Source organism: Actinocorallia lasiicapitis (assembly GCF_054778695.1).
In genome coordinates, this window is the sequence record NZ_BAAGZI010000001.1 from 33,092 (window position 1) to 55,748 (window position 22,657).

Here is a 22,657-nt window from a genome sequence, read left to right on the forward strand (position 1 = left end):
TGGCGTTGGCAATCGCCGAACCCTCTGAACCGGAACGGAGCTTCAGCATGACCCTGCTCGGAATGCCTGAGGTCCCGCCGCGAACCACCCGCCTCCTGGACGGCAGCGCGCTCGCCTTCACCAACGGCCACCATTTCGCCCTGTCCGGTGCCGCCGACGTCGCCTCCCTCGCCCGCACGGCGACGGCGCCGCTGTCGGTGATCCTCCAGGTGACCAAGCGATGCGATTTCGACTGCACGTTCTGCAGCGAGACCATGCAGATGAAGGACCCGTCGCTCGACCAGCTCGGCGTCATGGCCGCGAACCTCGCCGGAGTCCACCGCGTGTTCCTGTCCGGTGGGGAGCCGCTGCTCCGTCGCGACCTGCTGGACGTGGTCGACGTCTTCGACGACTTCATCATCGGCCTGCCGACCAACGCGACCCGCGGCATGGATGTCGCCCTGAAACTCGCCGGGAAGATCGAGTTCGCGAACATCGGGTTCGACGGGCCTCGTGAGATCTTCCGGCGGGTCCGCGGTGACTACGACAAGGTCCTCGCGGGCGTCCACGCCTTCAAAGAAGCCGGTATCCCGATCTCTTTCTCCGCCGTGGTCCTGCGTTCCACGCTGCACGGCCTGCCCTACCTCGTGCAGATCGCCGACGTCCTGGGCGCGGGCAAGGTCAAACTGATCCTCCCGCTGCGCAAGGGCAACGCCCTCGACCTCCCCGAACACGAGTTCATCACCGTCGAGGAAGCCACCGGCCACTTCGACCGGCTCGCCGAACTACGCACCACCCACGACTGGAGCCCAGCGGTCCGCATGACCCCATGGACCGAGAACACCGAAGGCCACATGATCGTGATCGAGCCGAACGGCAACGCCAACGCCTGGCCCGTCTACGACCAGCCCGACCTGTGGCTCCCCCTCGGCAACGTCCGCGACGAACCGATCACCGAACTGTGGAAGCGCTACCCCTACAAGGAGAACCACTTCGCCAAATACCTCGGCACCAGCATCCTCACCCGCGACCGGGCGGCCGCCTGATGGCCGTCCACTCCAACCTCTCCTGGCCCGAAGACCCGTACGGCACCGGCCAGCTATGGCGCAAGGAGCCGCAGCTCGCCGCGTGTTTCGCCGCCCAGTTCGTCGACGACGGCCAGCACGCCGTCCCCGTCGCTTACTCCGTCGTCTACCTTCCCCTGCACCGAACCAAGCCGGTGGACGCCTCCAACGGCCCGCATTTCGGGTTCCGCGCCGTGACGGCCGTCGCCGACGCCGAGCTCCCCGCCCTGCTAGAACTGTTCGAACTCGACGCCTCCCGCGCCCGGCGCCTCGCCCGGATCGTGGCCGCCCACCAGCTCGGCGACGCCCTCCACGCCATCGTGACCCTCGCCCCCACCAGCGGAGCCAGCCGGGGCACCCGCGCCCTCGCCCACGCCTGGGACACCGGCGAGAACGGCCCCAGCATGGCCGAACTGGCCGAAGCCACCCCGCCCGGCACCGCCCTCATCGACGCCGCCGCAGCCGCCGGGATCCCACCGGTAAGCGTGCAGCGGGCCTTCGAACCGCAAGACACCTTCGACGAGCTCCTGGCGGAGGCCCGCGGCCCGAACCTGCCCGGCCTCGCCCTGGACGGCGACGACGGCCGGCGCACCAGAACACGACGTCAGATCAGCGAATGGTTCGGCGCGTCCGCGACTGAAAGTGCCCTGGTCGCCGGGCTGACGGCCCTACACCGGCTCGGCCGGTACCGGTGGAACGGCCCTCTCCACATCGGGCACGCCATGAACACCAACCTCAGCGACTGCTTCCCCACCCAGACGTTCGGCTCGACGTTCACCACGCCGCCACAGTCCCACCTTCCTTCCTGAAGGCGGATCCCGGCCGGGCCGACGAAATCCCCGCGGCCCGGCCGGTCCCGTGATGAGCTCGGGCCGACACCCGCCAAGAGGAGGACATCAATGATCGTGAACAGCAATCTCGGCGGCCCTGGCCACGTCCCGCCCCCACGCGACGGACGCCTCCGGGTGGCCTCCCTCGACGTGGAATGGACGAAGAACTACCGGATCAAGAACGGCAACGTCCCGTTCTGCTGGTCGGTCACCTGGCTGGACCTCCCCCCAGCCGGCCCGGCACCCGTCGAGTTCGGATACACCAGCGTCTACGTCCAGGACAGCGGCGAAACCCAAGACCTCATCGACTCCGCCGAAGCCGAGATCGCCACCATCACCGCGCACGCCGACATCATCATCGGCCACCAGGTGTCCAGCGACCTCGCGATCCTCCGCAACGCCAGCACCCAACGACTCCCCCACATCGAGACCCTGCGCAACCGCTGGCACGCCCGCCGCGACACCACCAACAGCCCCCTGGTCATCGACTCCCGCTACGACGTCGGCGACGTCCTCACCGGAACCTCCCGCCGCCTCGTCGACGTATGCACGGAACTCCGCCTCGACGTCACCCAACCCGAGCTGACCCGCACATCCATGACCGCCCTGCACCGCGACTGGCTCACCAGCGAGGACCCCGAACCCCGCGAACGGATCACCGTCCTCAACCTGCGGCACGGCCTGTCCGCCGCCTACGTCGCACTCCACGGCCGCGGCCTGACCTCCTGGCCCGGAACCCTCAACGTCAACACCGCCCTCCACACCCAGCTCGCCGACACCTTCACCTGGCTGAACACCCCCACCTTCCGGCAACTCCTGTAAAGACCCTTGCTCAGATGATCATGGGTGTGTTCAGTGAACGGCTCTGTCCCGTTCACTGAACACACTCCGCCCACCAGCAAGCCGCCCTCGACACCGCATTCGGCGTCGCTGAACAGCTGGATGCGGACGTTCTTGAGCGCGTCGATCCGCTTGCCGTCCGACCGATCGGAGACACTCCAGCAGCTGGCCGAGCCCGTCGGTGATCCAGTCAATGAAAACCGTCTCGCTCGTCGCTTCTGCCGTTATGAGGAGAGGACCGAAAGCGTCGCAGGGCCGGCGAGGTGTTGGGTGGCCTCGAATCCAGCGAGATAAGGGATGACTCGAATGATCGCGCATTCGCGCATGAACTCAGTTCCCTCCGAGAGCAAGGCTTCGGTCACGGCGAAACATCTGGAGATCATTTCGCCGTCGCCCAGCTTCAGGGCGGGCTCGAAAATCTTCCACCAGAAGACTTCGGACATGACGCCATAAGGATTCGAGGAAAGCGCCATTTCCACGTCCTCCTCGTAAGCATCCAGGAAGGCCGAGACCCCCGGAATGGCCGTCTTGAGAAAATCGGCAAAATTGTCTGAGTTTATCAAGGATCGAACCATTCCTATCGAAGCGGAGAAGACGGTCAGCGGCCGACGGAACGACCGCTGACCGTTGCACATCAGGAGACCATATATTCGCCTGCTCCCGTGTCGAATCCATTAGCGTCGATCACGCCCGATGATCCTCCCAGGATACTCGGGCACACTCCACCCGACCAGCAGTCATGGAACTGCTTCATGGAGTCGACCATGAATAGGAACTCGCCGGCCACTCCTGCGATGCCGGCGAGACGGTCCATCGCCCCGCCTCCCGATGGGAGTGTTCGCCGAAGGGCTCTGTCCCGCAATCGACTCTGTCCCGCAATCGGTGGTAGCTCTGCGTGATCTCATGTCAGCCTGGAGGGTGCTGGAGGTCGACGCGTTGGTGAGCGCGGTGTTCTCGGGGTTGTCCGCGCTGGTCATCGAGGACGTGGTGGATGAGGGCAAGCGGATCCGGGTGGCAGCGCGGACTCGTGACGATCCGGTGCCCTGTCCCGCGTGCGGGGCGCTGACGAGTCAGATGCATGGCTGGTGCGCGCGGACGGTCACGGATGTGCCGGTGGACGGCCGCCGGGTGGTCGTGGGTGTCCGAGTGCGGAGGCTGCGGTGCGGGCAGTGGAGCTGCTCACGACGGACGTTCCGGGAGCAGGTGCCGGGCCTGCTGGAGCGGTATCAACGGCGGACCAGCCGCCTGGCCGACCAGCTCGGTGCCGTGGTGCATGAGCTGGCGGGTAGGGCCAGCGCCCGCTTGTCGGCGGCGCTGGCGATCGGACTGTCGCGATCCAGTGCGCTGCGGCTGCTGACACGGCTGCCGCTCCCGCCGCTGCGGGTGCCGAGGGTGCTGGGGGTTGATGACTTCGCGTTGAAGCGCCGGCACCGCTACGCCACCATCCTGATCAACGCCGAGACCAGCGAGCCGGTGGACGTGCTGCCGGGCCGCGGCGCGACGGTGCTGGAGGAGTGGCTCCGCACGCATCCCGGGGTGGAGGTCGTTTGCCGCGACGGCTCCCTGGTCTATGCCGAGGCGATCCGCCGGGCGCTCCCGGACGCGGTGCAGGTCAGCGACCGGTGGCAGCTGTGGCGGAACCTCTGCGACAAGACCTTGGCCGAGGTCCGCTCCCACACCGCCTGCTGGGCCACGATCAATCCGCCCCGGCCGGGAGGAGTCCGCGAGCAGACCACCCGGGAGCGCTGGCAGCAGGTCCACGACCTGTTGGGCAAGGGCGTCGGCCTGCTGGAATGCGCCCGCCGGCTGAACATGTCCCTGGGCACCGTCAAACGCTACTCCCGCCGCGGCGAACCCGAAACACTGCGGATCGCTCCGCGCTACCGGCCCACCCTCGTCGACCCCTACCGCGACCACCTGCGCACCCGCCGCGCGCAAGACCCCGCCGTCCCGGTCACCCAACTCCTGAAGGAGATCACCGAACTCGGTTACACCGGCAGCCTCAACCTCCTCTACCGCTACCTCAACCAGGGCCGAGCCGAAGGCGATCGGCCCGTCACCACCCCACGCCATGTCGCCCGGCTCCTTCCAACCCGTCCCGAGCATTTGCGTGACAAGGACGCCTCCCTCCTGAAGGAACTGACCGCAGCCTGCCCCGAGCTGGCCGAGCTCACCCGCCTCATCGGCGTCTTCGGCCAGCTCCTCACCCCCGCCCCAGGCAACGACGAACGCCTCACCACCTGGATCGCAGACGCCCGCCCCGCCGACCTGCCCCACCTGCACGGCATGCTCAAAGGCATCGACCTCGACCGCTCCGCGGTCGACGCCGCCCTCACGCTGCCCTGGCACAACGGCCGAACCGAGGGAGTGAACACCCGCACCAAGCGGATTATGCGACAAATGCACGGCCGCGCCGGCTTCGACCTCCTCCGCCACCGCATCCTGCTCCCATGAACACCATCACACAGAGCTACCACCGATTACGGGACAGAGCCCTTAGCTCAACACTCCCGGGCTCGCAACTTGGACGGAGCCCTGCAGGTCCTGAGCGGACTCCTCGGACGTAGCCTGCGCGCATTCGGTGATCGTGGAGTGGAGACCTTGAGGATCTTGTTCGCGATGGGCAGGTTGCATGCATCCCTCGCAGACCTCGACAAGGCCTTCGCGATCCTTGGTGACCTCCTGCCCGACGCTGAGTCCGTCCTCGGACCCAACGACCCCTTCACGGAGAGCGTCCGCAATCTCCTGGCCCGAGTGGAGCAGGCCAGAGGGCAGCGCTAGCGTCGCACACGACAACCTCGTAGCCAGCCCGCTTGTACCTGAAGGTCACAGGCGAGCCGTCTTGTTCCTAACCCAGGTAGCCGATCCGCCCGCGATAGCGGCAGATTGTCGGACGGGAATGGCAACATCGAGACGTTCCGCTACCCCCGCTCGGAGGAGTCCTTTGTCCGCAGAGATCACACCCGCCGCCGTCCTGCACATCGCCCAGACAAGCCGCGCCTACGAAGGCATCCGCTGGTACGAGCAGGGCATTCAGGTCAGCTACAAGGCCATGGGTGGCAGCGTCCTGGGGGAAGTCGAGGAGCCCAGCGGCGGATCCACGTACAAGGTCTGGGTCGGTATCACCGATGGCAAGTTGTCCTACGAATGCGAGGAGTGTTTCAACGAACCGTTCTCGCTGTTCGATCCCCCGGAGATCCCGGACTCCGAGGCCCGTCTCTGCGTCCATGGCGCGGCCGTTGCGATGGCGGCGGCCGAGGCTGGGGTGACGTGGTCGGAGTCGCCGCGGCTTCGCGGCCTGGCCGCCGCGCTGGAGTTGTGTCCGGGATCCGGGCTGAACGGACGCCTGGACTTCGAGCGCGCCGCCGGCGACGAGTGGCACGTCATCTGCCACGTGTGCGGCACGACCTGGGCGGGCGGAAGTCAAACCCTTGAGCCCCACAGCGACTGGCGCAATCGGCAGACACGGTGAGGATGCGTCCACCAACAGGATTGCGGTCAGCAGGAGGACTCAACCGAGTGCATCGGGGCGGCCATCCGGGCCGTCGAACCTGCCGGTGAGGATCAGGACCCGCCAGGGCTGTGGAGCCGTGGCGGGTGCAGGCATTTGCCGTGTACGTTCCCGAGTCGACCCGTGCCGGGGCGCGGCCTGAGGTAGTCGGCCCTCACTCCCGCGGGCGCCGAATCCTCTTAACCGGGCCCCTCCCCCTGCTCGCACTACCGCTGGCCGGCCTCCTCCTCGGCTGGACCTACCTCGCCAACGACCGAGAAATCACCGACATCGGCGACTACATCCGAACAGGATTCATCCCACACACCGAAGAAGCTCCCAGGAGCAGCCAACCTCTCGGCCTGGGAGACCTTCTACCGACGCGTCGCCGATCGACCCAAGTTCAAGATCGGCCAAGCACTCGTAGAACTGGCAGTCTTCCCCGCACCCGCTGCGGTCGCCGTGATCGCGCTCTGGGTCGCATCCGATCCACCCTTGTGGGCCATCGGGATCTCAAGCCTCGAACTGGCCGGCATCATCGCGCTCCCCGCGCGGCACCTGCCTACCACCGCGTCTGGATTGGCGGAGAGGGCGATGCTCCAGACCGGTGCCCAATCTCTTTCTCCCGGAGCCTTGTCGCAGGGTCCGGGGTCGGGTTTCCTGAGGGAGGCGCGTAGACCACCTTCGGCCATGGGAGGAAGGCCCCAAAGTGGACTCGGCATAATGATCAGGTCGAAGCGGAGGCCTGGTGAGGAAACGGCGGAACGCGCTCTGGGTGGGCGCCGGAGCCGTCGTCCTCCTCGGCCTGGCGGTCTGGATCGGACTTGTCTTCGGCAGGGAGGGCTCGGGCGAGGCCTCGGACCAGTCGCAGGTCATCTCGGTCATGATCAGCCTATGGGTACTGCTCCTCGCCTCACTCCGGCAGCTCCTCAAGGCGCTCAAGGGAGGGCCGATGATGACGCAAGGAGATGACGCGCGGCGGGTCCTGCTGGGGCAGGTCCTGAGCCAGTGGCGCGATGAGATCATCGTTCGGCAGCTTGACCATCCCGCCCGGCTAGCCGTCCACTTCGACCCTGTTTCTGTGCCGGGAGTCGAGGGGATCAGCGGCCGTGCCGACGACGTCGACGCCCTCGCCGCGGCTTTTGGAGCGCTACCGGTGCGGCGGCTGGTGATCCTCGGAGAAGGCGGCAGTGGGAAGACAACACTCGCCGTCCTCCTGCTCCGATCGTTGCTGGATGACGCACGGGACGGCGCCCCCATCCCGGTTCTGCTGCCGGTCTCCGACTGGGTGCCCAGCCGCGACCGGTTCGCCGATTGGCTCACGTCGCGCCTGACGGAGGGTTATCCGGCGCTTAGCGCGCAGGAGTTCGGCCCGCACATGCCACGCGACCTCGTTACGGGGCAGGCAATCCTGCCGATCCTCGACGGTTTGGACGACCTGCCGCTTGACCGGCGTCGTGAGGCGCTGCGCGCCCTCAATAACGGGCTCAATCAGGGTGATCCATATATTTTGACCTGCCGGACGGTTGAATATGCTGAGGCGGCCGTACCTGCGGCACGGGCGAGCGTCATCACGCCCCGTCCCGTCGATCCCGCGGAGTCTCGTGCTTTTCTAGACCGCTGTCTGGCCGATTACCCGGGACATCCCTCATGGGATGCTTTCCTGGACGACGCCACCAGCCGCCCCACGGGGGCCGCAGCCCAGGTCCTGACCACGCCGCTGTGGCTGTGGCTATTGCGCAAGGTCTACATAGAGACCGGCCGATCACCTGACGAGCTGCTCGCATTCTCCACCGCCGAGGAGATCACCGACCATCTGCTCGACCATCTTGTCGAATCGCTGATCGCGGCCAACGAGCCCGATCCCGTCAACCCGGTCCGGCCCCGACATCGGTGGCAGGCCGACGATGCCAACCGTTGGCTGGGTGAGCTCGCTCAGCAGCTCGACGGCCGCCGCGATCTAACGTGGTGGCATCTCCAGGAGCGGTCCGTCCAGCGGTTGGTCGCTCTCGGCAGTGCGCTCGCCGTAGCGTTGCTCGGCGGTCTGGTCGGTGGATTCGTCTTCACCTTGACCCTCACGTTCAGTGGTACGAGCCACTGGCTGTCGGCGCTCGCCACTGGTCTTATCGCCGGCGCCGTATTTGGGCTCGCGCACGGACTGACCGTCGGACTGACGACCCTGCCGGGCAAACCTCCCGCCTACGCCAGCTTGCGCTTGCGCGGCCGATTCAAGCCGCTCCTGCGGCAAATGGCGATCGGTCTGGCTCTCGGTCCGCCCAGCGGACTGCTGCTCGCCTTGTTCCTCGTGCCGTTCACGGGATGGGGCACCGGGCTGCTGTCGGGGATGCTGCTGGGAATCGCCATGGGCATCGCCGGCGGCGTGGTCGACTGGGTCCGGGTTTCACTTCCCAGCGACGATCCGGAAACCCCGCCCGTCACGCTGCGCCGGGACACGATCTTGTCCACCGTCCGCATCTTCACCGTCGTCCTCGCGGTGGCTCCGGTACTCGGCATCATCGGCGCGCTCGTAGCCGACCGCACCGACTGGGACACGGGCACTCAAATTGTGGCGACGTCTCTCAGCGCCCTCGTTCTCGGCCTGTTCCTTGGGTTTAGTGGATGCCTCAAGTTCGGTACCACCACCGAAACCGGATCCCGGATCGCACCGAAGATCCTTTACGCGCGGTTTCAGCTTCAGGCGAGCACCACCTACCGGATGACAGTCCTGACGTACGCGCTCCGCGGACGCCTTCCGCTTCGCCTCATGCCGTTCCTGGAGGACGCCCACCGACTCGGTCTCGTCCGCCAGATAGGACCCGTATACCAATTCCGGCACGCCGACCTCCAGGACCGGCTCGCCCAGACCAGCAGAGGTACCGTCACTTGAGGAAGGCTGCCCTGGCCATCCGCGTGTTTCGCGGCATGTTCCAGGCGGGAAAGGCACTCGAGCCGTCGGCCGTTCCCGCTGACCGGCGGGGCTGGGACGTGCTCGGTCACCCCGAGACCTGGTACCCAGTGCTGCGCTCAGCCGACCTGCCGGAGGGCACGATCCGGGCGGTCCATGTCTGCGACCGTGACCTGGTGCTGTATCGGGGTGCCTCGGGACGGGTTGTGGCCCTCGACCGGTTCTGTTCCCATCTGGGTGCCGACCTCGACGACGGTCTCGTTATCGATGACCTTTTGCGCTGCCCTTTCCACCAGCTCCTCTGGAATCCCTCCGGCAACGCTGTCAACGCCGCCCAGCTCCTCAGCGGCGAGGGGCTCCGACCACTGGATGCCCCGCCCGTCCTGGAGCGGAACCAGACGATCCACGTGTGGCTGTCACCCACAGGCTCACCACCCACATGGGAGCCTCCAGAGTTCGAGTCGGACCTCGTCCAGCTGAGCCGGGAACGCGTCCCGATCGGCTGCCATCTCGCCGTCGAACCGATGGCCTGCTACGACCGCGACCACGGACGGAACTCCCATGGCCGCACGTTCTCGGCTCTGAACCTCGGTACCGACCCGGACTTCTGGCAAGCCGGCCCCGACCCCGACCGCCCACATATCCTCAGCGTCCGGGTCGCGTTCCACCACCTCCGCTACCCGATACGGATGCGCGCCTACGCCACCTTCTACGGCCCCGCCATCTGCTCCAGCCGGGTCGAGATCGCGTTCGGCGCTTCGCGGGCCTTCGTCCCGCTCGGCAGCCGCACCTACACGGGCTTCATTCCCACCGGCACTTCGGCCCATATCGCAGATAGCGCTGTGTACGTCCGCCGCTCGGCCCCGTTCTGGCACTCCTACATCGCCGTCGGCCTAGCCTTCTGGGTCCACTCTCTCGTCCAGTCCGAGGATATGGATGTCTGGAACCGCCAGTCTCACCGCCCCGGCGGCCCCTATTACAACGAGTTCTGGACCTGGTACAACCAGTTCCATCACGCTTCCGGCCACCACGAGGGCTCGGACGGCGGGTCCAATTAGCGCAATCACTCACGCGCCTACTCCCCCGCTGGGATCTGGCATCGTGAGCGACGACGATCAGGGGACTCGGACGCGGCAGACCTTGCCCAATGGGCGTAACGGAAGCACGTGCAAATGGTTCGTGTCGCCCGTCATGAACCCGCATGCCCGGCCACGAATCGGCGGGACAACACCAACGCACGACGCGGCCCGACCACGCCGCCTGGGTGGAGCAGCCATGCAGCCGGGATTCTGTTCACGAGTCGGACCGTGCTGAGGCGCGCCCCAACCAGCGGCCCCCGCCTACTGTCAGCGTCCTCGGATCCCACCGCTCGCTGAGCACTCCCGCTTAACCGATAAGCCCAAGTGCCCCGGGCAAGTCGAGGGCGGTCATCCTCCTATCGGTAGCCGACTCGGCCTGAGCGAGCTCCGTGAAGAGCGCCACGATCCTGCTCCGATCTCCAGCGTGAGCTGCTTGGAGCAGCGCAGCAATGGGCTCCAGGAGCGCCGCCGCGACGTCAGAGTCAATATCCTCATCGTCGCTGAGATCGATCGAAATGATGATCTCCATAAGTGCTCTCGCCAGCACTCGCTCGGTCTCGGTCATGGCACGATCCTTCCTTCGGCCTCCGAGGAACGGCAGCAGCCTACGTCGGTAGGCTCGTCAAGATCGCCGCCCTGGCCAGTGTGGAGGCCGTCAGTGAGTAGAAAACGTTACGTTGCCAGAGGAGTGCCGGGCGGCTACAGGATCTGGAACACCAAGGCACGCCGATGGTGGGGAGAGCTCTACGATCTGTGCCCAGACGACCTGCTTGCCGAACTGAACGGCGCCGCGGACCCCGAGAAGATCACCGCTCTTCTCAAGAAGTACCGTGCCCTCAAACGCTGAGCTGAGCCTGAACCCGATTGCAGAGGACTTCGGAAATTGACACCCGCCCTGCGAGCCGAGTGGCTGCTCCAAGACCCTGACCTCTGGCCGCTCCTCGCGTTCGACGGCGGCACCGACGAACGCGGCCTGCCTTCCGATGGGACCGGGGAGGACCGGCAGCAGGTCCTCGAAGACCTGATCCGCCGGCCAGGCCTCGTCGACCTCGGCTTCGCCCGCTACCTGCTCGCTCAGGAGACGCAGTCGCACGGGCATTCCTGGGGCTTTCGCCACGGCATCGAGATCGCGGCCCTCCTGGTCGCTGAACACCGCCAGGTCCACGATGTCTGGCTCCTGTGGGAAGCCATCAACCGGAGCTTCGACACCTGGGGCATCATGCCCCACCAACTCCTGTATGCGGCCGGCGTCGAACCCACCCTGCGATACGTCACCGAAAGCGACCATCCCCAACGGGACCTCGTCCTCGACGATCTCCGCAAGCTGTCCGACGTCACCGACGAGCAAGTCGAGCAGCTCATCGCCGAGCGCCGCCGCTCCTACACCGAGGCCCTCGACCTGCTGAACGACACGACAACGCCCGGCCACGCCGATGACCCGAACAGGCGCCCCTGATGACCGAGCAGCCGGATCACGACCCGGAACTGGACCTCCTGCGGACTCTGCGCCGCGGCCAGATCATCACAGGGACCGTCATCGAGATCGCCAGCTTCGGCGTCACGTTCGTCGACATCGGCGGCTTCACCGCGATGATCAACATCCCCGAGCTGTCGTGGCGGCCGATCGGCCATCCGAGCGACGTCGTCGCTGTCGGCCAAGAGATCACCGCCGAGATCCTCGACGCCGATCTCACACGCCGCCGCGTCTCGCTCTCCCTCAAAGCCCTTGAAGACGACCCGCTCCGCGACCTGCTGGAAAGCATCGGCCGGGTCGTCACCGGTCCCGTCACCAAGATTGCGCCGATCGGCGTATTCGTCCGTATCGAGGACACGGCTGGCGGGTTCGAGGGCCTGCTTCCCAGTGCCGAGCTCGGCGTCGAACCGCCAGCAGTGGGCGAAACGGTGACCGTGCAGATCAAGCAGATCGATGTGATGCGGCGGCGCATCGAGCTCTCGCGTCCCTCCCGCTCCGCCGCCGAACAGACGGGTACATGACGCATGGCCAGCATCAACGGTGTTCTTGACGACGATCTGTTGATCGAAAAGCTCCGGGCGCGCGCCTACGACCCTGCCCGCCGGTTCGACGAGGCGACCGTCCCGAGCGAATGGGTTGAAAGCCGCTTCGGGAAGGATCGAGTCGAGCTCGCCTGGCGAAACAGCTATGCGATCGACAGCGAGGGGACGATCTACTTCCCGGCCGGCGCTGAGGAGGCGACCGAGTACCACCGGGACGCCCCGCGCGGACCCATGTTCCCACCGGCCTCCTCGGCCGAAGTCGCGTACGTCGAATCCCGGATCGGACACCAACTCCCCGCCATCCTCCGGCGCGCTTACACCGAGGTCGGCGACGGAGGCTTCGGCCCCGGCGCCCGGGGCCTCGGCTGCCTGCGGTACGGCAACCGCGATCCACGCGGCGTCGTATGGCCATCGGTGGTACAGCTCTACCGGCGCGATCGCAAGGCCGGCCTGCCCGCATCCTGGCTCGAACTCACCCCAGGTGGCTGCTCGATGTACTGGTACACCGCGCTGACTGAACCACACCACCCGGTCATCCTCTTCGACGCCAACGCGTGCGAAGGCCAAGGCACCATGATCGAACAGGGGATCAAACACACCACCGCCTCGCTGCGGGAATGGCTTTGGACCTGGGCCGACGGCGGCGACATCTGGACCCCGGCCCTGGCCCGCTGACCCGCCGCCACCAACGAATCTGATTCATTGCCCGCCGCCTCTCCTCGCCGATATCTCTCCAACGGCGGACCAAGCGGGCTATGACGCCGGTTCATCGCAATACGACTCCACCCGACGAAGTGCGGTAGGGGGGAAACCCAGCCTCACTGTCAGTCAGGCTGAGCCTCATCGAGGTACTGCGTCAAGCGGTCCACGTAGGCGTCGACATCCGCGAGTTCGGTAGCGGACGCGGGATGGTATCGCTGGGTTCTCGACCGGAGTTCGGCGGCTGAACGCTCGAAAAGGTCCCGTCGGCCGCTCGCGGCGTACAGCCGCACAAGGAACGCCACCGCGTCGAGCACGCGTTCCTTGCCCTGAGCGTCCAAGCCCTCTTCCTGTCCGGCGGCCACCGTGCGGAACGCCTCGATGGCGCCGGCGACGTCGCCGAGCTCGGCCTTGCACTGGCCGATGTAGTACTGGGCGATCTGCGTGTCCTCGTCGCCGGGGCCGAAGTGCTTCGCGACCGTCGTGAACAGCTCCGCCGCCTCGGTGTAGCGGCCTCCGATGAACGAGGCATGGGCCAGGGAGAAGGTCAGATGGATCTCCAGGTCCTGGTCGGTGGTTCGGCTCAGCGCGTCCGCCAGCAGGTCGATCGCCTGAGTGGAGCGCTGCTCTTTCAGGAGTTCATCCGCCAGCGCGACGATCTCCTCGATCTCCTGCTCCGAGATCGAGGGACCCGCGGTCCGGCGGGGCTTCCCCTTCTGGGGACGCCGCACAGCGCCGCCCAGGGGCCGCGTGAAGGGGAGGCGGCAGTCCAGGTCGCCCAGGTCGGTCAGCTCGTCTCCGTCGTTCCTTCGGGCTGCGGGCAGGAGCCGTTCGTAGACCTCTCCCGCGTCGGGACGTGCGGCCGCCGACTTGGCGAGCATGCCGAGCAGCAGCTCGGCCATCTCTTCGGGCACGTCCGGGCGTAGCCCGAGCAGCGATGGCGGCTGGGAATGGACGTGGTGCCAAAGGTGGGAGCGGTTGACGGTCTCTACGAAGGGCGGCCGCCCGGTCAGGAGCTCGTAGATGACGCACGCCAGGGAGTAGACGTCAGAGTCAGGACCCAGCGTGTTCGCCAGGGTCTGCTCGGGCGACATGTAGGGAGGTGTGCCGACCGTCATACCCGCCTTCGTCAGCCGCAGCGTGTCGCCGGACCCGAGGAGGGCCGCGACGCCGAAGTCGAGGACCTTGACCAGACCGCCAGGCGTCAACATCAGGTTTTCCGGCTTGATGTCGCGGTGCACGATGTCGTGCTTGCCGACCTCGTGCAGAACGGCCGCGATCTGTGCTCCCATGGCGGCGGCGAACGAGACCGGGAGGGGATCGGCCCGGTGGTCGGTCTCGTCGAGAAGGGTCCGGAGTTGACGGCCCTTGATCAGCTGCATGGCAACGTACAGACGTCCGCTTTCCGGGTCGACGCCCGCGTCGTACACGGCCGGGACGCCCGGATGTTCGACCTTCGCCGTCATCTTGACTTCCCTGAGGAACCGTTCCCGCCGGGTCTCCAGATCTTCGAGGAAGTCGCCCTGAGCGATGGCGTCGGCCGACTCGACGAGCATCTCCTTGACCGCGACCTTGCGGTCAAGGTTCTCGTCATAGGCCATCCAGACCAGGCCCATGCCGCCCTGGCCGATCAGCTGATGAATGCGGTACCGCCCGGCGATGAGCCGTCCCGTCTTCTCCTCGCCGACGTCCATGCCGAAGGTCCTTCCCTCTCGGATTCACCGGAGCACCGGCGAGAATCCCAAACTAATGGGGATCTTTGCCGCGAGTCTCGCGAATCTCGGCGATTCGGTCCTGAGTGGCTCGCCTCTCGGCTTCCCGGCGGACGGGACGCCGGATCATCTCGTACGCCTGCCGCTTCGCGACGGCCTTGAAGAGCCGGTTGACCTTCTCGTCGTCGAAGTAGCGGACGAGCAGCGCATCGTTGGAGGCCGCCTGCTCGATCATGATCCTGTCGGCGTCCTTCTCGACCTCCCGGTCGAAGACCTCCTGCGAGTTGTTCAACGCGATGGCGGCGAGGTCCGGGTCCTCAGCGATGGCCAGCGCGAACTGCCCGACGATGATCTTGTCGCCGGACGAGAGGCCCGCACCGTACTCGTCGTTGATCCGATCGATCAGCTCAGCGAGCGTCAGCTCTTGCGGATCGTCGAACGTCGGGACGCCGCCGAGCAGACCCGTGATCTCGGTTTCTCCCATCTTCTCCAGTTTCAGGCTGTGCTCGCCGCTCTTGTCGATCCGCAGGTGGGTCGGCCGGGTCCCGCCGACGTCGACGGCCGGGTCCTGCTGGCCTGGGGGCAGGACGGTCAGCAGGTAGCGTCCGTAGAGGTAGAGCAGCTCGAGCTCGTCGTCGTCATATCCGATGATCTGCGCCAGCCAGGCATAGGCGTTCTTGTAGCCGCGCAGAGCGGCTCGGAACTCCTCCGCCTTCAACGGCTCTTCCGCCGCGAGCTTGGTGAACCGGTCGACGGCGGGCGCGAGCCAGCGGTGCAGCTGCCCGTGCGCCTTGAGGAGCCGCTTCTCCCCCTGAGCGGCGGCGACGTGGTACGCCTCGGCGAACTGCTGCATCTCCGACTCGACGAGCAGCCGGTAGTCGAGGATCTCGCGCTGCATCTCGTCGAGCAGTCGCGGATCGGTCGGCTCGGCGATCGTCTTCTCGTAGAAGGGCTGGAAGGCGGCCTGGATGTCCTCGGCCTTGTTGACGAAGTCCAGGACGCAGAGGTCTTCCTGTTCTTTCAGCGGGTGGGTCCGGTTGAGCCGCGACAGCGTCTGCACCGCGGCCACCCCGGCCAGCGGCTTGGCCACGTACATGGTGGTCAGCAACGGCTGGTCGAACCCGGTCTGGTACTTGTCGGCGGCGACGAGGATCCGGTACTCCTGCTTGGCCGTGATCGCCGCGTGCTCGTCGTCGGCGCGCGTGTAGGCGAACTTGCCGGGGAGTTCCCGCTCGCCGAAGCCGTTGAGCTTGGCCTCGGTGAACTCGGGGCCGCCTTCTTCGAGCTGGAGCTTGCCGGAGAACGCGACGAGGGTTCCGCAGCCGGCGATGCCCTGCTCGTCGATGTAGGTCTGGATCGCCTGGTAGAGCCGGACGGCGTCGGCTCGCAGTGGCACCACGACCATCGCCTTGGCGCGTCCGCCGAGCTTGGGCAGCGTGTGCTTCCGGAAATGCTCCACGATGATCTTCGCGCGGAGTTCGACGGTCGGCTCCGACCAGAGCGCGGCCCGCACCAGCTGCGCCTTGGCCTTGCGGGGGTCGAGCGTCTTCTCGGTCTCCTCGACGGCCTTGTTGGCGAGCCGGAAGTAGGCGTTGTAGGTGATGTACTTGTCGAGGACGTCGAGGATGAACTTCTCGTCGATGGCCTGGCGCATCGAGTAGACGTGCGACGGCTCGTGCTTGCCGGTCTCGGGGTTGAGCCGTCCGAAGAGTTCGAGCGTCTTGGCCTTGGGCGTCGCGGTGAACGCGAACACCGACAGATTGGGCTGCCTGCCGCGGGCGAGCGCGGCGGAGGTCAGCGGGTCCCCGGACTCGTCGCTCGTACGGGAGCCGAGCGCCCGCTTCAGGTCGGCGTTGTCCTCGCCGCCCTGCGAGGAGTGGGCCTCATCAATGATGATCGCGTACTTGTTCGCGCCCAGGTTCTGGATCTTGTCGAGGATGAACCGGAACTTCTGCTGAGTGGTGATGATGATGCGAGCGCTGGCGCCGGTGAGGGCCTCGGCGAGCTGCGCGGAGTCGGTGTCGATGCGTTCGACGACTCCGGTGACCTGCTCGAACTGGTAGATGGTGTCCTGGAGCTGCTTGTCCAGGACGATCCGGTCGGTCAGCACGACGACCTTGTCAAAGACGAGCTGGTTGGCGTCGTTGTGCAGGGACGACAGCCGGTGCGCGAGCCAGGCGATCGTGTTCGACTTCCCGGATCCGGCGGAGTGCTGGACGAGGTAGTTCTCGCCCGCTCCGTGCCTGCCGGCGTGCGCGACGAGCGATTTGACGGCGTGCCACTGGTGGAACCTGGGGAAGATCAGCGGCTGCCGGTGCGCGGCGTAGGGCTTGTGCGAGGGGGCCTTCCCCGACTTGGCGGCGGCGTCCTCGATGTGCAGGTACTGCTGGATCAGCTCCAGGAAGGCGTCCCGCGCGAGGACCTGCTCCCACAGGTAGGAGGTCGGGTAGTCCGACAGCGTCTCGACCGGGTTCCCCGCCCCACCGGAACGGCCGGGGCCCTCCGAGCCGGTGTTGAACGGCAGGAACCGGGTCTGTTCACCGGCGAGCCGGGTGGTCAGGAACACGAGGTCGGCGTCGACGGCGAAGTGCACCAGGCTGCGTCGCGCGAAGAACAGGTCCTGAGGATCACGTTGGCGGTACTGACGGCGCGCGTCGGCGCTGTTCTGCCCTTTCAGCTTCTCCTTGAGTTCGGCCGACCCGACCGGAATCCCGTTGAGGAAGAACGCGAGGTCCACGGACGCATTGGGGTGGGTCGAGGAGAAGTGCAGCTGCCGGGTGACGGCGAGCCGGTTCTCCCGGTACTCGTCGAGTGCTCCGGCGGCGAGGGTGTGCGCGGGCCTGAAGTAGGCGAGCCGGAACCGGATCCCCTTGTCCTTGACGCCGCGCCGCAGCACGTCCAGGGCGCCGCGGGCGTCGATCTCCTTGGCGACGAGCTTGGCGAACGGGGTGTGCGGGTCTCCGCCGTAGGCGTTCCGCAGCCGCTCCCAGCGCTCGTTCTGGGTGGCGCCGATGAAGGCGACGAGATCGGCGGTGTCGAGCCCGAGCTCCCGGTCGTAGTTGACCGGTTCGCCAACGACCCAGCCGCTCTTGACCAGAGCCTCTTCGGCTACGGCCTCGAACACGATCTCCCTGTCGACCTTCACCTTGGTCCCCTTTCGACACAAGCTCCGCCTCCGGCGCATCCAGCCTACTCCAGGCGTGAGCGCCATCTCAACCGCTTTCATAACGTTGACGCCGCTAACGGCTAAGCCGTTTGGACGGTTTCTCCGCTTCACCTGTGTCACGCTGGACTCGTTTGCGAAGATGGGTACAGATGGGAGGGGGTGAGGATTCCATGTCATACGAGCCGAGACTTGCGGCCGCCTTGTCGGGCGCCACGCTGAGGCAGCTCCAGCACTGGCGGAAGCCAGGTCCGGACGGGATCCCAATCCTCGTCCCGGAGATCTCTCCCGAACGCCCGATCCTCTACTCCTTCAAGGACATCGTCGCCCTCCGCACCTGCGTCCACCTCCGGCGCGAGCAGTCCCTCCAGAGCATCCGCAAGGCCCTCACCGAACTCCGCTTCGGCCTCGGTTTCGCCGAACACCTCTCGGCGTACAAGCTGGTCGCCGACCAGTCGACCATCTACCTGGTCGAGCCGGAACACGCGACCGACCTGGTCAGACGCGGCGGCCAGATCGTCATCGACCAGTTCATCGACGTCCTGCGGCCCTTCTACGTCCAGGGCAGGCAGATCCCGGATCTCATGAAGCCCCGCGAGCACCTCGAAGTGGATCCCGAGGTCCGCGGCGGCGAACCGGTCATCGAGGGCACACGGGTGCCCTACGAGGAGGTCGCCGGTCTCCTCCGTGACGGTGTCTCCCCCGAACGCATCCAGCGCTTCTACCCGCAGGTCTCCCCCGAAGCCGCCCGGGACGCCCTGGACTTCGCGAAGTACGTCGACAGCTATCGTCCCCAATCCGGGACGGCCGCTTGAGGCTGCTGCTCGACGAGAACGTCGCCACCCCCATCGCCGTCGCCATCAGGAACCTCGTCGACGATCTACACGAGGTCACGCACGTCCTTGACCTGGACGGCTGGAAGGGCGCCAAGGACCTGGCCCTGTGGCCGATGGCGGCCAACGAGGGCTTCGAAGCGGTCCTGACCAACGACGCCAAGCAGATGCAGCGCAGCCACGAGGTCGAGGCCATCGCCCACTCAGGCATCCACCGGATCCAGTACCCGCACAAGCATCCCGGCCTGACGGGAACGGGCATCGCGATCGCCACCGTCTGCGCGGCCCTCCCCAAGGTCCTGGATCTGCTCTCCGGGGCCTCCGCCCAGCATCTCGTCACACTGACCGGAGTCGACCCGACCCCGGCAGCCCGCTACAAGCTGTGCGTCCCTGCCGAGACTCCGCCCAAATTCTGGCCGAGTGCCTGAACCGAGTTCAGCGAGTCCGGCGGAGTAGTTCAGAACGTAGTTCTTTCAGCTGGATGCGGTCGGCGCCGTTGCGCAGATGCCAGAAGTCCCAGCCGGCACAGGCCCTCCCACCCCTCACGGCCGCACCCGCGCCGGAGAGCGAGGTGTATACCGAGCCGTTCGCCAGCCGCAACCGGCCGTCGTCGAGGACGGTCGCGAAATGCTCGACGCGTAGGTACTGGCCGACCAGCGTCGCACCTGCGGTGAGCAGGCCCGCTTGGACGAGGTTTGCGACGGTCACCCCATAATGCGCCTTTGTGCGATGTTCGGGGCCCGAGCGGGGGACGGTGGGCAACGGGAAACCGAGCCTGTCGGGATCCCAGATGAGCTGCGCGAGCCGCTGGTAGAGCGCGAGGCGGGAGGCGATCGCGGCCTTGTCGAAGACGGTGAACGCCCTGAAGACGCCCTTGAGCTCATGCCGTTCGACGAACTTCCGGAACCCCGGGAAATTCTGGTAGGTGTTCTGGTGCAGCGACGCCGCGAGGACGTTCAGCCGGAAGTAATGTTCGACTTTCTGCTGGTAGGGCGCGTCTCGGAAGCTGGCGTTGTCGGACCGGTCGAGTAGGAGCAGCGCCCCGATGCGGTTCCGCTGGATGTCGAACGCCTTGCGGTTGGGCGCGAGTGCCACGTCGTAGTGGCAGGACCAGATGTGCTCGATCTGCCAGGGCCGTTCGGGGTTGAGGTAGTCGGCGATCCGGCCGTGCTTGCCCGAGCCGTCTTCGACGAAGGCCGTCAGCCGGGCCAGGAAGTAGCGGACCTGCCGGTAGTTGCCGGAGCTCAGGCTGAGGGTGGCGATCTCGTTCAGTGGTTCGGCGGTGAGCTGGGCGCCCAGGACGCGTGCCACGTCCTCGGCCGTACGGCAGTCGCGCAGCAGCAGGGTGACCTGCCGGATCAGGTCGTCCAGATCGGACGGGTGGACGGCGTTCCCGCGGACGAACGTCCGCACGAGGACGAGGTCGAGGAAGTCGCTGACGAGCCGCGCCTTGCGTTTGAAGGTGCTCAGGTCGTCGCGGACGTCGACGGCCGCGAGGATCAGCTGGTACTGCCGGTTCAGCCCGTTGACCGCGTTGTAGAAGACGGCTGGCAGCGAGGTGTCGTGGTACGCCGAGGCCCGCAGCAGCGTGCAGTAGTGGTCGGCGAACCGGGGCAGTGTCTCACCGACGAACGTCACGAAGTCGGACGGTTTCCGCAGCCCGAGGGTCGCGGCGTGCCGTCGGATCCATTCGTGGAAGGACCGGTCGATCGCCGCCGGATCGGGGCTGCCCTCGCCGAGGTCGGCGTATTTGGCGAGCAGCAGGGCTTTGACGAAGTCGCTCCCGGTCGAGCCCTCGAACTCGGCCAGCCGGGTGAGCATCTGCCGCCACTTGACGTTGAGTTTGGCGCGCTGGTCGGGGAGCGCGTTCTCCAGCAGATAGCCCTTGAGGAGGTCGACGGGGCTGAGCCGCCGCCCCCGGTCGTTCATCGTCTCGAAGATCTCCCAGCCCTGCTCGCGGTCGGCCGCCTGGATCCCGACCAGGCAGACCCGCTCCAGCAGCCAGTCCTGGAAGTAGGGCAGCGCCTCACCGAGCAGACCGGGCGGGAAGTCCTCGACGAGGTCCCGTCCGCGTTCCCACAGGTTCCGCACCGACAGCGAGGCCCCTTCTCGCGGCCGGAACGAGTCGTCGCCCTTGATGAAGGCTTCGAGGACGTCGTTCCGCTCGGGAATGTCGACGGTGAACGTCCGCTTCCCGAACCGCCGCGAGGCGATCAGCGCTGACACCGTCTCGGCGTCCTCGCTCAGCCCCTGCTCGAGCAGGAACCGCCGCAACTGGACCAGCAGCAGGTGCAACGTCGTGATCCGCTGCTGCCCGTCGACCAGATAGGTGACGCTCCCCTGGTTGTAGTACACGTACGACCCGAGGAAGTAGGACGGATACTCGACCGCAGCCTGCCGGTCATGCAGCTCGTTCCAGCTCGTGCTGAACCGCCGCCACAGATCTTCGAGCAGCCGCCGGACATCATCCCGCGCCCAGCTGTACTCCCGCTGATAGTCGTCCAGCCCGAACTTCTTCTCAGCGAAGAGAACCTTGACCGTCTGCCCACGCCCATCAACCGGCGCGTCACCCATGAGTCACCCCGCCCCGCAGCATCCCCCCATCTGAACCCGCGCCAAGAACCCCATACCAGCACCGCAAAGTAACAATGAACTGACGCCCCGAAAGGCCCTACAACGGCCCCGCGCCCTTGAGTCCCCTCACCAGCTCCCGAACCGTCGCCCTCTCGAACACCAGTACTCCCCGCCCCGGCTGCTTGGAGTCCCGCACCCCCACAACCGTCGCCGCACTCGCGAGTTCCACGCAGGCCCCACCCGACGAATCGCTGTATGTGCTCTTTCTCCAAAGCGAGTGCGAAAGGTCGATCGCGGTCAATTGCCCTCCATGATCGAACGGATGAGCCGCTCGGATTCCGCCGCCGACATCGCGGCGGATCTGATCATGTCGAAGAGTACGGCAAGCTCCTGGACTTCGTGGGGCTCCGTGAGCATTTGCCCATGCCCGCCGAACCCGTCGATGTAGGCGACGTCAGCCGCTCCATCGAAGCTGAGCAGCTGGCAGCCGCTGGAGTTGTAAACGGGAGCGCCCTCGGGGATGATCCGGATGCTGATCTTAGGATCGACCATCAGGTCGAGCAGCCGCTTGCACTGCTCCTCCTTGTACTCGGCCGGGATTCCCCGGATGACATGTTCATGCATCAGGATGAACATCCACGGCGAGTCAAGCCTACCCAGAAGTGCTTGCCGGTCCATCCGGATCGCCAGCAGTTCGGCCGCCTTATCGGGATGAGGGCCTGTGCTGAACATGTGAGCGGCGAACGCCTCCGTCTGCACGAGCCCGGTGACCAGCAGCGGCTCATAAATGAGCATCCGCGTGGCTTCCTTCTCCGCTTCCACGAGCGGCCGGAAGCCACTCGAGATCAGCCCTCTTCTTCGGGCTTCCAGCATCTGCTCCCACAGCCGCCGGAAGGTTCCGCCGGTCTGGAAGAAGGTGTCGAGGTCGTCGGCGAGACCTTCGGAGGGCGGCTTCTCGAATCCCTCAACTTTCCCCAGCCACTGCGGCGAACAGCCCGGCTGCCTCACGTCGCGCCCGCATCTCGGTCACGAACGACCGTTGTGGCCCGAAAGCCTCGGTTCCGTTCCGGTTCGCCATCGGGTGTCTCCCGGGTGTCGAACCCCTGTGCCGGGTGTCATCCCAGTTCGGAGGGGTGCCGTCAGGGGGGTAAACGGTTCGTAGCCCACGGTAATACCCGCCTGCGAGGGTCGTCGTGGAAATACCCCAACGAATCCACAGGACTCAGCCTCATGACCGACGAAGAACGCAAGGCGCTCCAGCTCGCCCACCCGACCTGGCACATCCGCCGCCCCGCCAACGCCACCTACGTCATCGCCACCCGCACCGACCGCACCCACCTGAGCGACGACGAACTCCTCGCCGGCCTCTCGATGACCCTCATCGAGAACACCCCCACCCTCCTCCGCGACTCCCTCACCACCCAGCAGAAAATCGAGCGCACCCTATGACCATCCTCGCCGCCATCGCTGCAG

At 66.4% G+C, this 22,657-nt stretch carries 22 protein-coding genes; 15 read left to right on the forward strand and 7 right to left on the reverse strand.

Annotated elements, in window-relative coordinates; all coding sequences use genetic code 11:
* Positions 1-47: 47 nt before the first annotated feature.
* The 3 genes from ACYVE7_RS00150 (at position 48) to ACYVE7_RS00160 (ending at position 2,695) form a co-directional block, all read left to right on the forward strand.
* Entirely contained in the window at positions 48-1,025 is a 978-nt protein-coding gene (locus ACYVE7_RS00150; protein WP_460362065.1) for a radical SAM protein, read from the forward strand.
* Positions 1,025-1,852: a hypothetical protein gene (locus ACYVE7_RS00155; RefSeq protein WP_460362066.1), complete on the forward strand. Its 828-nt coding sequence runs from the start codon at positions 1,025-1,027 to the stop codon at positions 1,850-1,852. The genes ACYVE7_RS00150 and ACYVE7_RS00155 overlap by 1 nt, the downstream gene beginning before the upstream one ends.
* 90 nt (positions 1,853-1,942) lie before the next feature.
* The gene (locus ACYVE7_RS00160; protein ID WP_460362067.1) at positions 1,943-2,695 is read left to right on the forward strand and encodes a hypothetical protein; all 753 of its coding nucleotides are present in this window, start codon (positions 1,943-1,945) and stop codon (positions 2,693-2,695) included.
* Positions 2,696-2,937: 242 nt separating this feature from the next.
* Here the strand turns inward: ACYVE7_RS00160 and ACYVE7_RS00165 are convergent, their stop codons facing one another.
* Positions 2,938-3,348 (reverse strand): hypothetical protein, encoded by a 411-nt coding sequence (locus ACYVE7_RS00165; protein ID WP_460362068.1) that lies wholly within the window; start codon positions 3,346-3,348, stop codon positions 2,938-2,940.
* A gap of 268 nt (positions 3,349-3,616) precedes the next feature.
* On the opposite strand from ACYVE7_RS00165, the gene ACYVE7_RS00170 reads away from it, so the two are divergent.
* From ACYVE7_RS00170 to ACYVE7_RS00190, 5 genes are all read left to right on the forward strand, one after another.
* Positions 3,617-5,167, forward strand: a complete 1,551-nt coding sequence (locus tag ACYVE7_RS00170) for an ISL3 family transposase (protein ID WP_460362070.1) — start codon at positions 3,617-3,619, stop codon at positions 5,165-5,167.
* A gap of 165 nt (positions 5,168-5,332) precedes the next feature.
* Entirely contained in the window at positions 5,333-5,494 is a 162-nt protein-coding gene (locus ACYVE7_RS00175; protein WP_460362071.1) for a hypothetical protein, read from the forward strand.
* Between the two features lie 163 nt (positions 5,495-5,657).
* Complete coding sequence (locus ACYVE7_RS00180; protein ID WP_460362073.1) at positions 5,658-6,185, forward strand: hypothetical protein; 528 nt, start codon at positions 5,658-5,660, stop codon at positions 6,183-6,185.
* A gap of 766 nt (positions 6,186-6,951) precedes the next feature.
* The gene (locus tag ACYVE7_RS00185) at positions 6,952-9,090 is read left to right on the forward strand and encodes an MFS transporter (protein WP_460362075.1); all 2,139 of its coding nucleotides are present in this window, start codon (positions 6,952-6,954) and stop codon (positions 9,088-9,090) included.
* 35 nt (positions 9,091-9,125) lie between these two features.
* Positions 9,126-10,166 (forward strand): Rieske 2Fe-2S domain-containing protein, encoded by a 1,041-nt coding sequence (locus ACYVE7_RS00190; RefSeq protein WP_460362076.1) that lies wholly within the window; start codon positions 9,126-9,128, stop codon positions 10,164-10,166.
* Between the two features lie 328 nt (positions 10,167-10,494).
* Here ACYVE7_RS00190 and ACYVE7_RS00195 read toward each other — a convergent pair whose 3' ends face one another.
* Positions 10,495-10,752 (reverse strand): hypothetical protein, encoded by a 258-nt coding sequence (locus tag ACYVE7_RS00195; protein ID WP_460362078.1) that lies wholly within the window; start codon positions 10,750-10,752, stop codon positions 10,495-10,497.
* A gap of 93 nt (positions 10,753-10,845) precedes the next feature.
* Here ACYVE7_RS00195 and ACYVE7_RS00200 point away from each other — a divergent pair, with 93 nt between their 5' ends.
* The 4 genes from ACYVE7_RS00200 to ACYVE7_RS00215 are packed head-to-tail and all read left to right on the forward strand — an operon-like array spanning position 10,846 to position 12,878.
* The gene (locus tag ACYVE7_RS00200) at positions 10,846-11,034 is read left to right on the forward strand and encodes a hypothetical protein (protein WP_460362079.1); all 189 of its coding nucleotides are present in this window, start codon (positions 10,846-10,848) and stop codon (positions 11,032-11,034) included.
* A 36-nt stretch (positions 11,035-11,070) separates the two neighbouring features.
* Complete coding sequence (locus ACYVE7_RS00205; protein WP_460362081.1) at positions 11,071-11,643, forward strand: hypothetical protein; 573 nt, start codon at positions 11,071-11,073, stop codon at positions 11,641-11,643.
* Positions 11,643-12,182 (forward strand): S1 RNA-binding domain-containing protein, encoded by a 540-nt coding sequence (locus ACYVE7_RS00210; RefSeq protein ID WP_460362083.1) that lies wholly within the window; start codon positions 11,643-11,645, stop codon positions 12,180-12,182. Before ACYVE7_RS00205 ends, ACYVE7_RS00210 begins: the two co-directional genes overlap by 1 nt.
* 3 nt (positions 12,183-12,185) lie before the next feature.
* The gene (locus ACYVE7_RS00215; protein ID WP_460362085.1) at positions 12,186-12,878 is read left to right on the forward strand and encodes a hypothetical protein; all 693 of its coding nucleotides are present in this window, start codon (positions 12,186-12,188) and stop codon (positions 12,876-12,878) included.
* A 149-nt stretch (positions 12,879-13,027) separates the two neighbouring features.
* On the opposite strand, the gene ACYVE7_RS00220 is transcribed toward ACYVE7_RS00215, so the two are convergent.
* Together ACYVE7_RS00220 and ACYVE7_RS00225 are read right to left on the reverse strand one after the other, a co-directional pair.
* Positions 13,028-14,596, reverse strand: a complete 1,569-nt coding sequence (locus ACYVE7_RS00220; protein WP_460362087.1) for a protein kinase domain-containing protein — start codon at positions 14,594-14,596, stop codon at positions 13,028-13,030.
* A 52-nt stretch (positions 14,597-14,648) separates the two neighbouring features.
* Positions 14,649-17,759 carry a type I restriction endonuclease subunit R gene (locus ACYVE7_RS00225; RefSeq protein ID WP_460362089.1) on the reverse strand — a complete coding sequence of 1,037 codons (3,111 nt, stop codon included), beginning with the start codon at positions 17,757-17,759 and terminating at the stop codon, positions 14,649-14,651.
* Between the two features lie 191 nt (positions 17,760-17,950).
* Here ACYVE7_RS00225 and ACYVE7_RS00230 point away from each other — a divergent pair, with 191 nt between their 5' ends.
* The gene (locus ACYVE7_RS00230; RefSeq protein WP_460362091.1) at positions 17,951-18,592 is read left to right on the forward strand and encodes a DUF433 domain-containing protein; all 642 of its coding nucleotides are present in this window, start codon (positions 17,951-17,953) and stop codon (positions 18,590-18,592) included.
* Positions 18,589-19,038, forward strand: coding sequence for a DUF5615 family PIN-like protein (locus tag ACYVE7_RS00235; RefSeq protein WP_460362093.1), 450 nt, complete (start codon positions 18,589-18,591; stop codon positions 19,036-19,038). Before ACYVE7_RS00230 ends, ACYVE7_RS00235 begins: the two co-directional genes overlap by 4 nt.
* 7 nt (positions 19,039-19,045) lie before the next feature.
* On the opposite strand, the gene ACYVE7_RS00240 is transcribed toward ACYVE7_RS00235, so the two are convergent.
* The 3 genes from ACYVE7_RS00240 to ACYVE7_RS00250 all read right to left on the reverse strand — a co-directional run bounded on the left by ACYVE7_RS00240 (position 19,046) and on the right by ACYVE7_RS00250 (position 22,192).
* Positions 19,046-21,184 carry a GmrSD restriction endonuclease domain-containing protein gene (locus ACYVE7_RS00240; RefSeq protein ID WP_460362095.1) on the reverse strand — a complete coding sequence of 713 codons (2,139 nt, stop codon included), beginning with the start codon at positions 21,182-21,184 and terminating at the stop codon, positions 19,046-19,048.
* A gap of 97 nt (positions 21,185-21,281) precedes the next feature.
* Positions 21,282-21,413, reverse strand: a complete 132-nt coding sequence (locus ACYVE7_RS00245) for a DUF397 domain-containing protein (RefSeq protein ID WP_460362097.1) — start codon at positions 21,411-21,413, stop codon at positions 21,282-21,284.
* A 68-nt stretch (positions 21,414-21,481) separates the two neighbouring features.
* On the reverse strand, positions 21,482-22,192 hold the full coding sequence (locus ACYVE7_RS00250; RefSeq protein ID WP_460362099.1) for a DUF5753 domain-containing protein: 711 nt from the start codon (positions 22,190-22,192) through the stop codon (positions 21,482-21,484).
* A 222-nt stretch (positions 22,193-22,414) separates the two neighbouring features.
* On the opposite strand from ACYVE7_RS00250, the gene ACYVE7_RS00255 reads away from it, so the two are divergent.
* Positions 22,415-22,633 (forward strand): hypothetical protein, encoded by a 219-nt coding sequence (locus ACYVE7_RS00255; protein ID WP_460362100.1) that lies wholly within the window; start codon positions 22,415-22,417, stop codon positions 22,631-22,633.
* Positions 22,634-22,657: the final 24 nt, after the last annotated feature.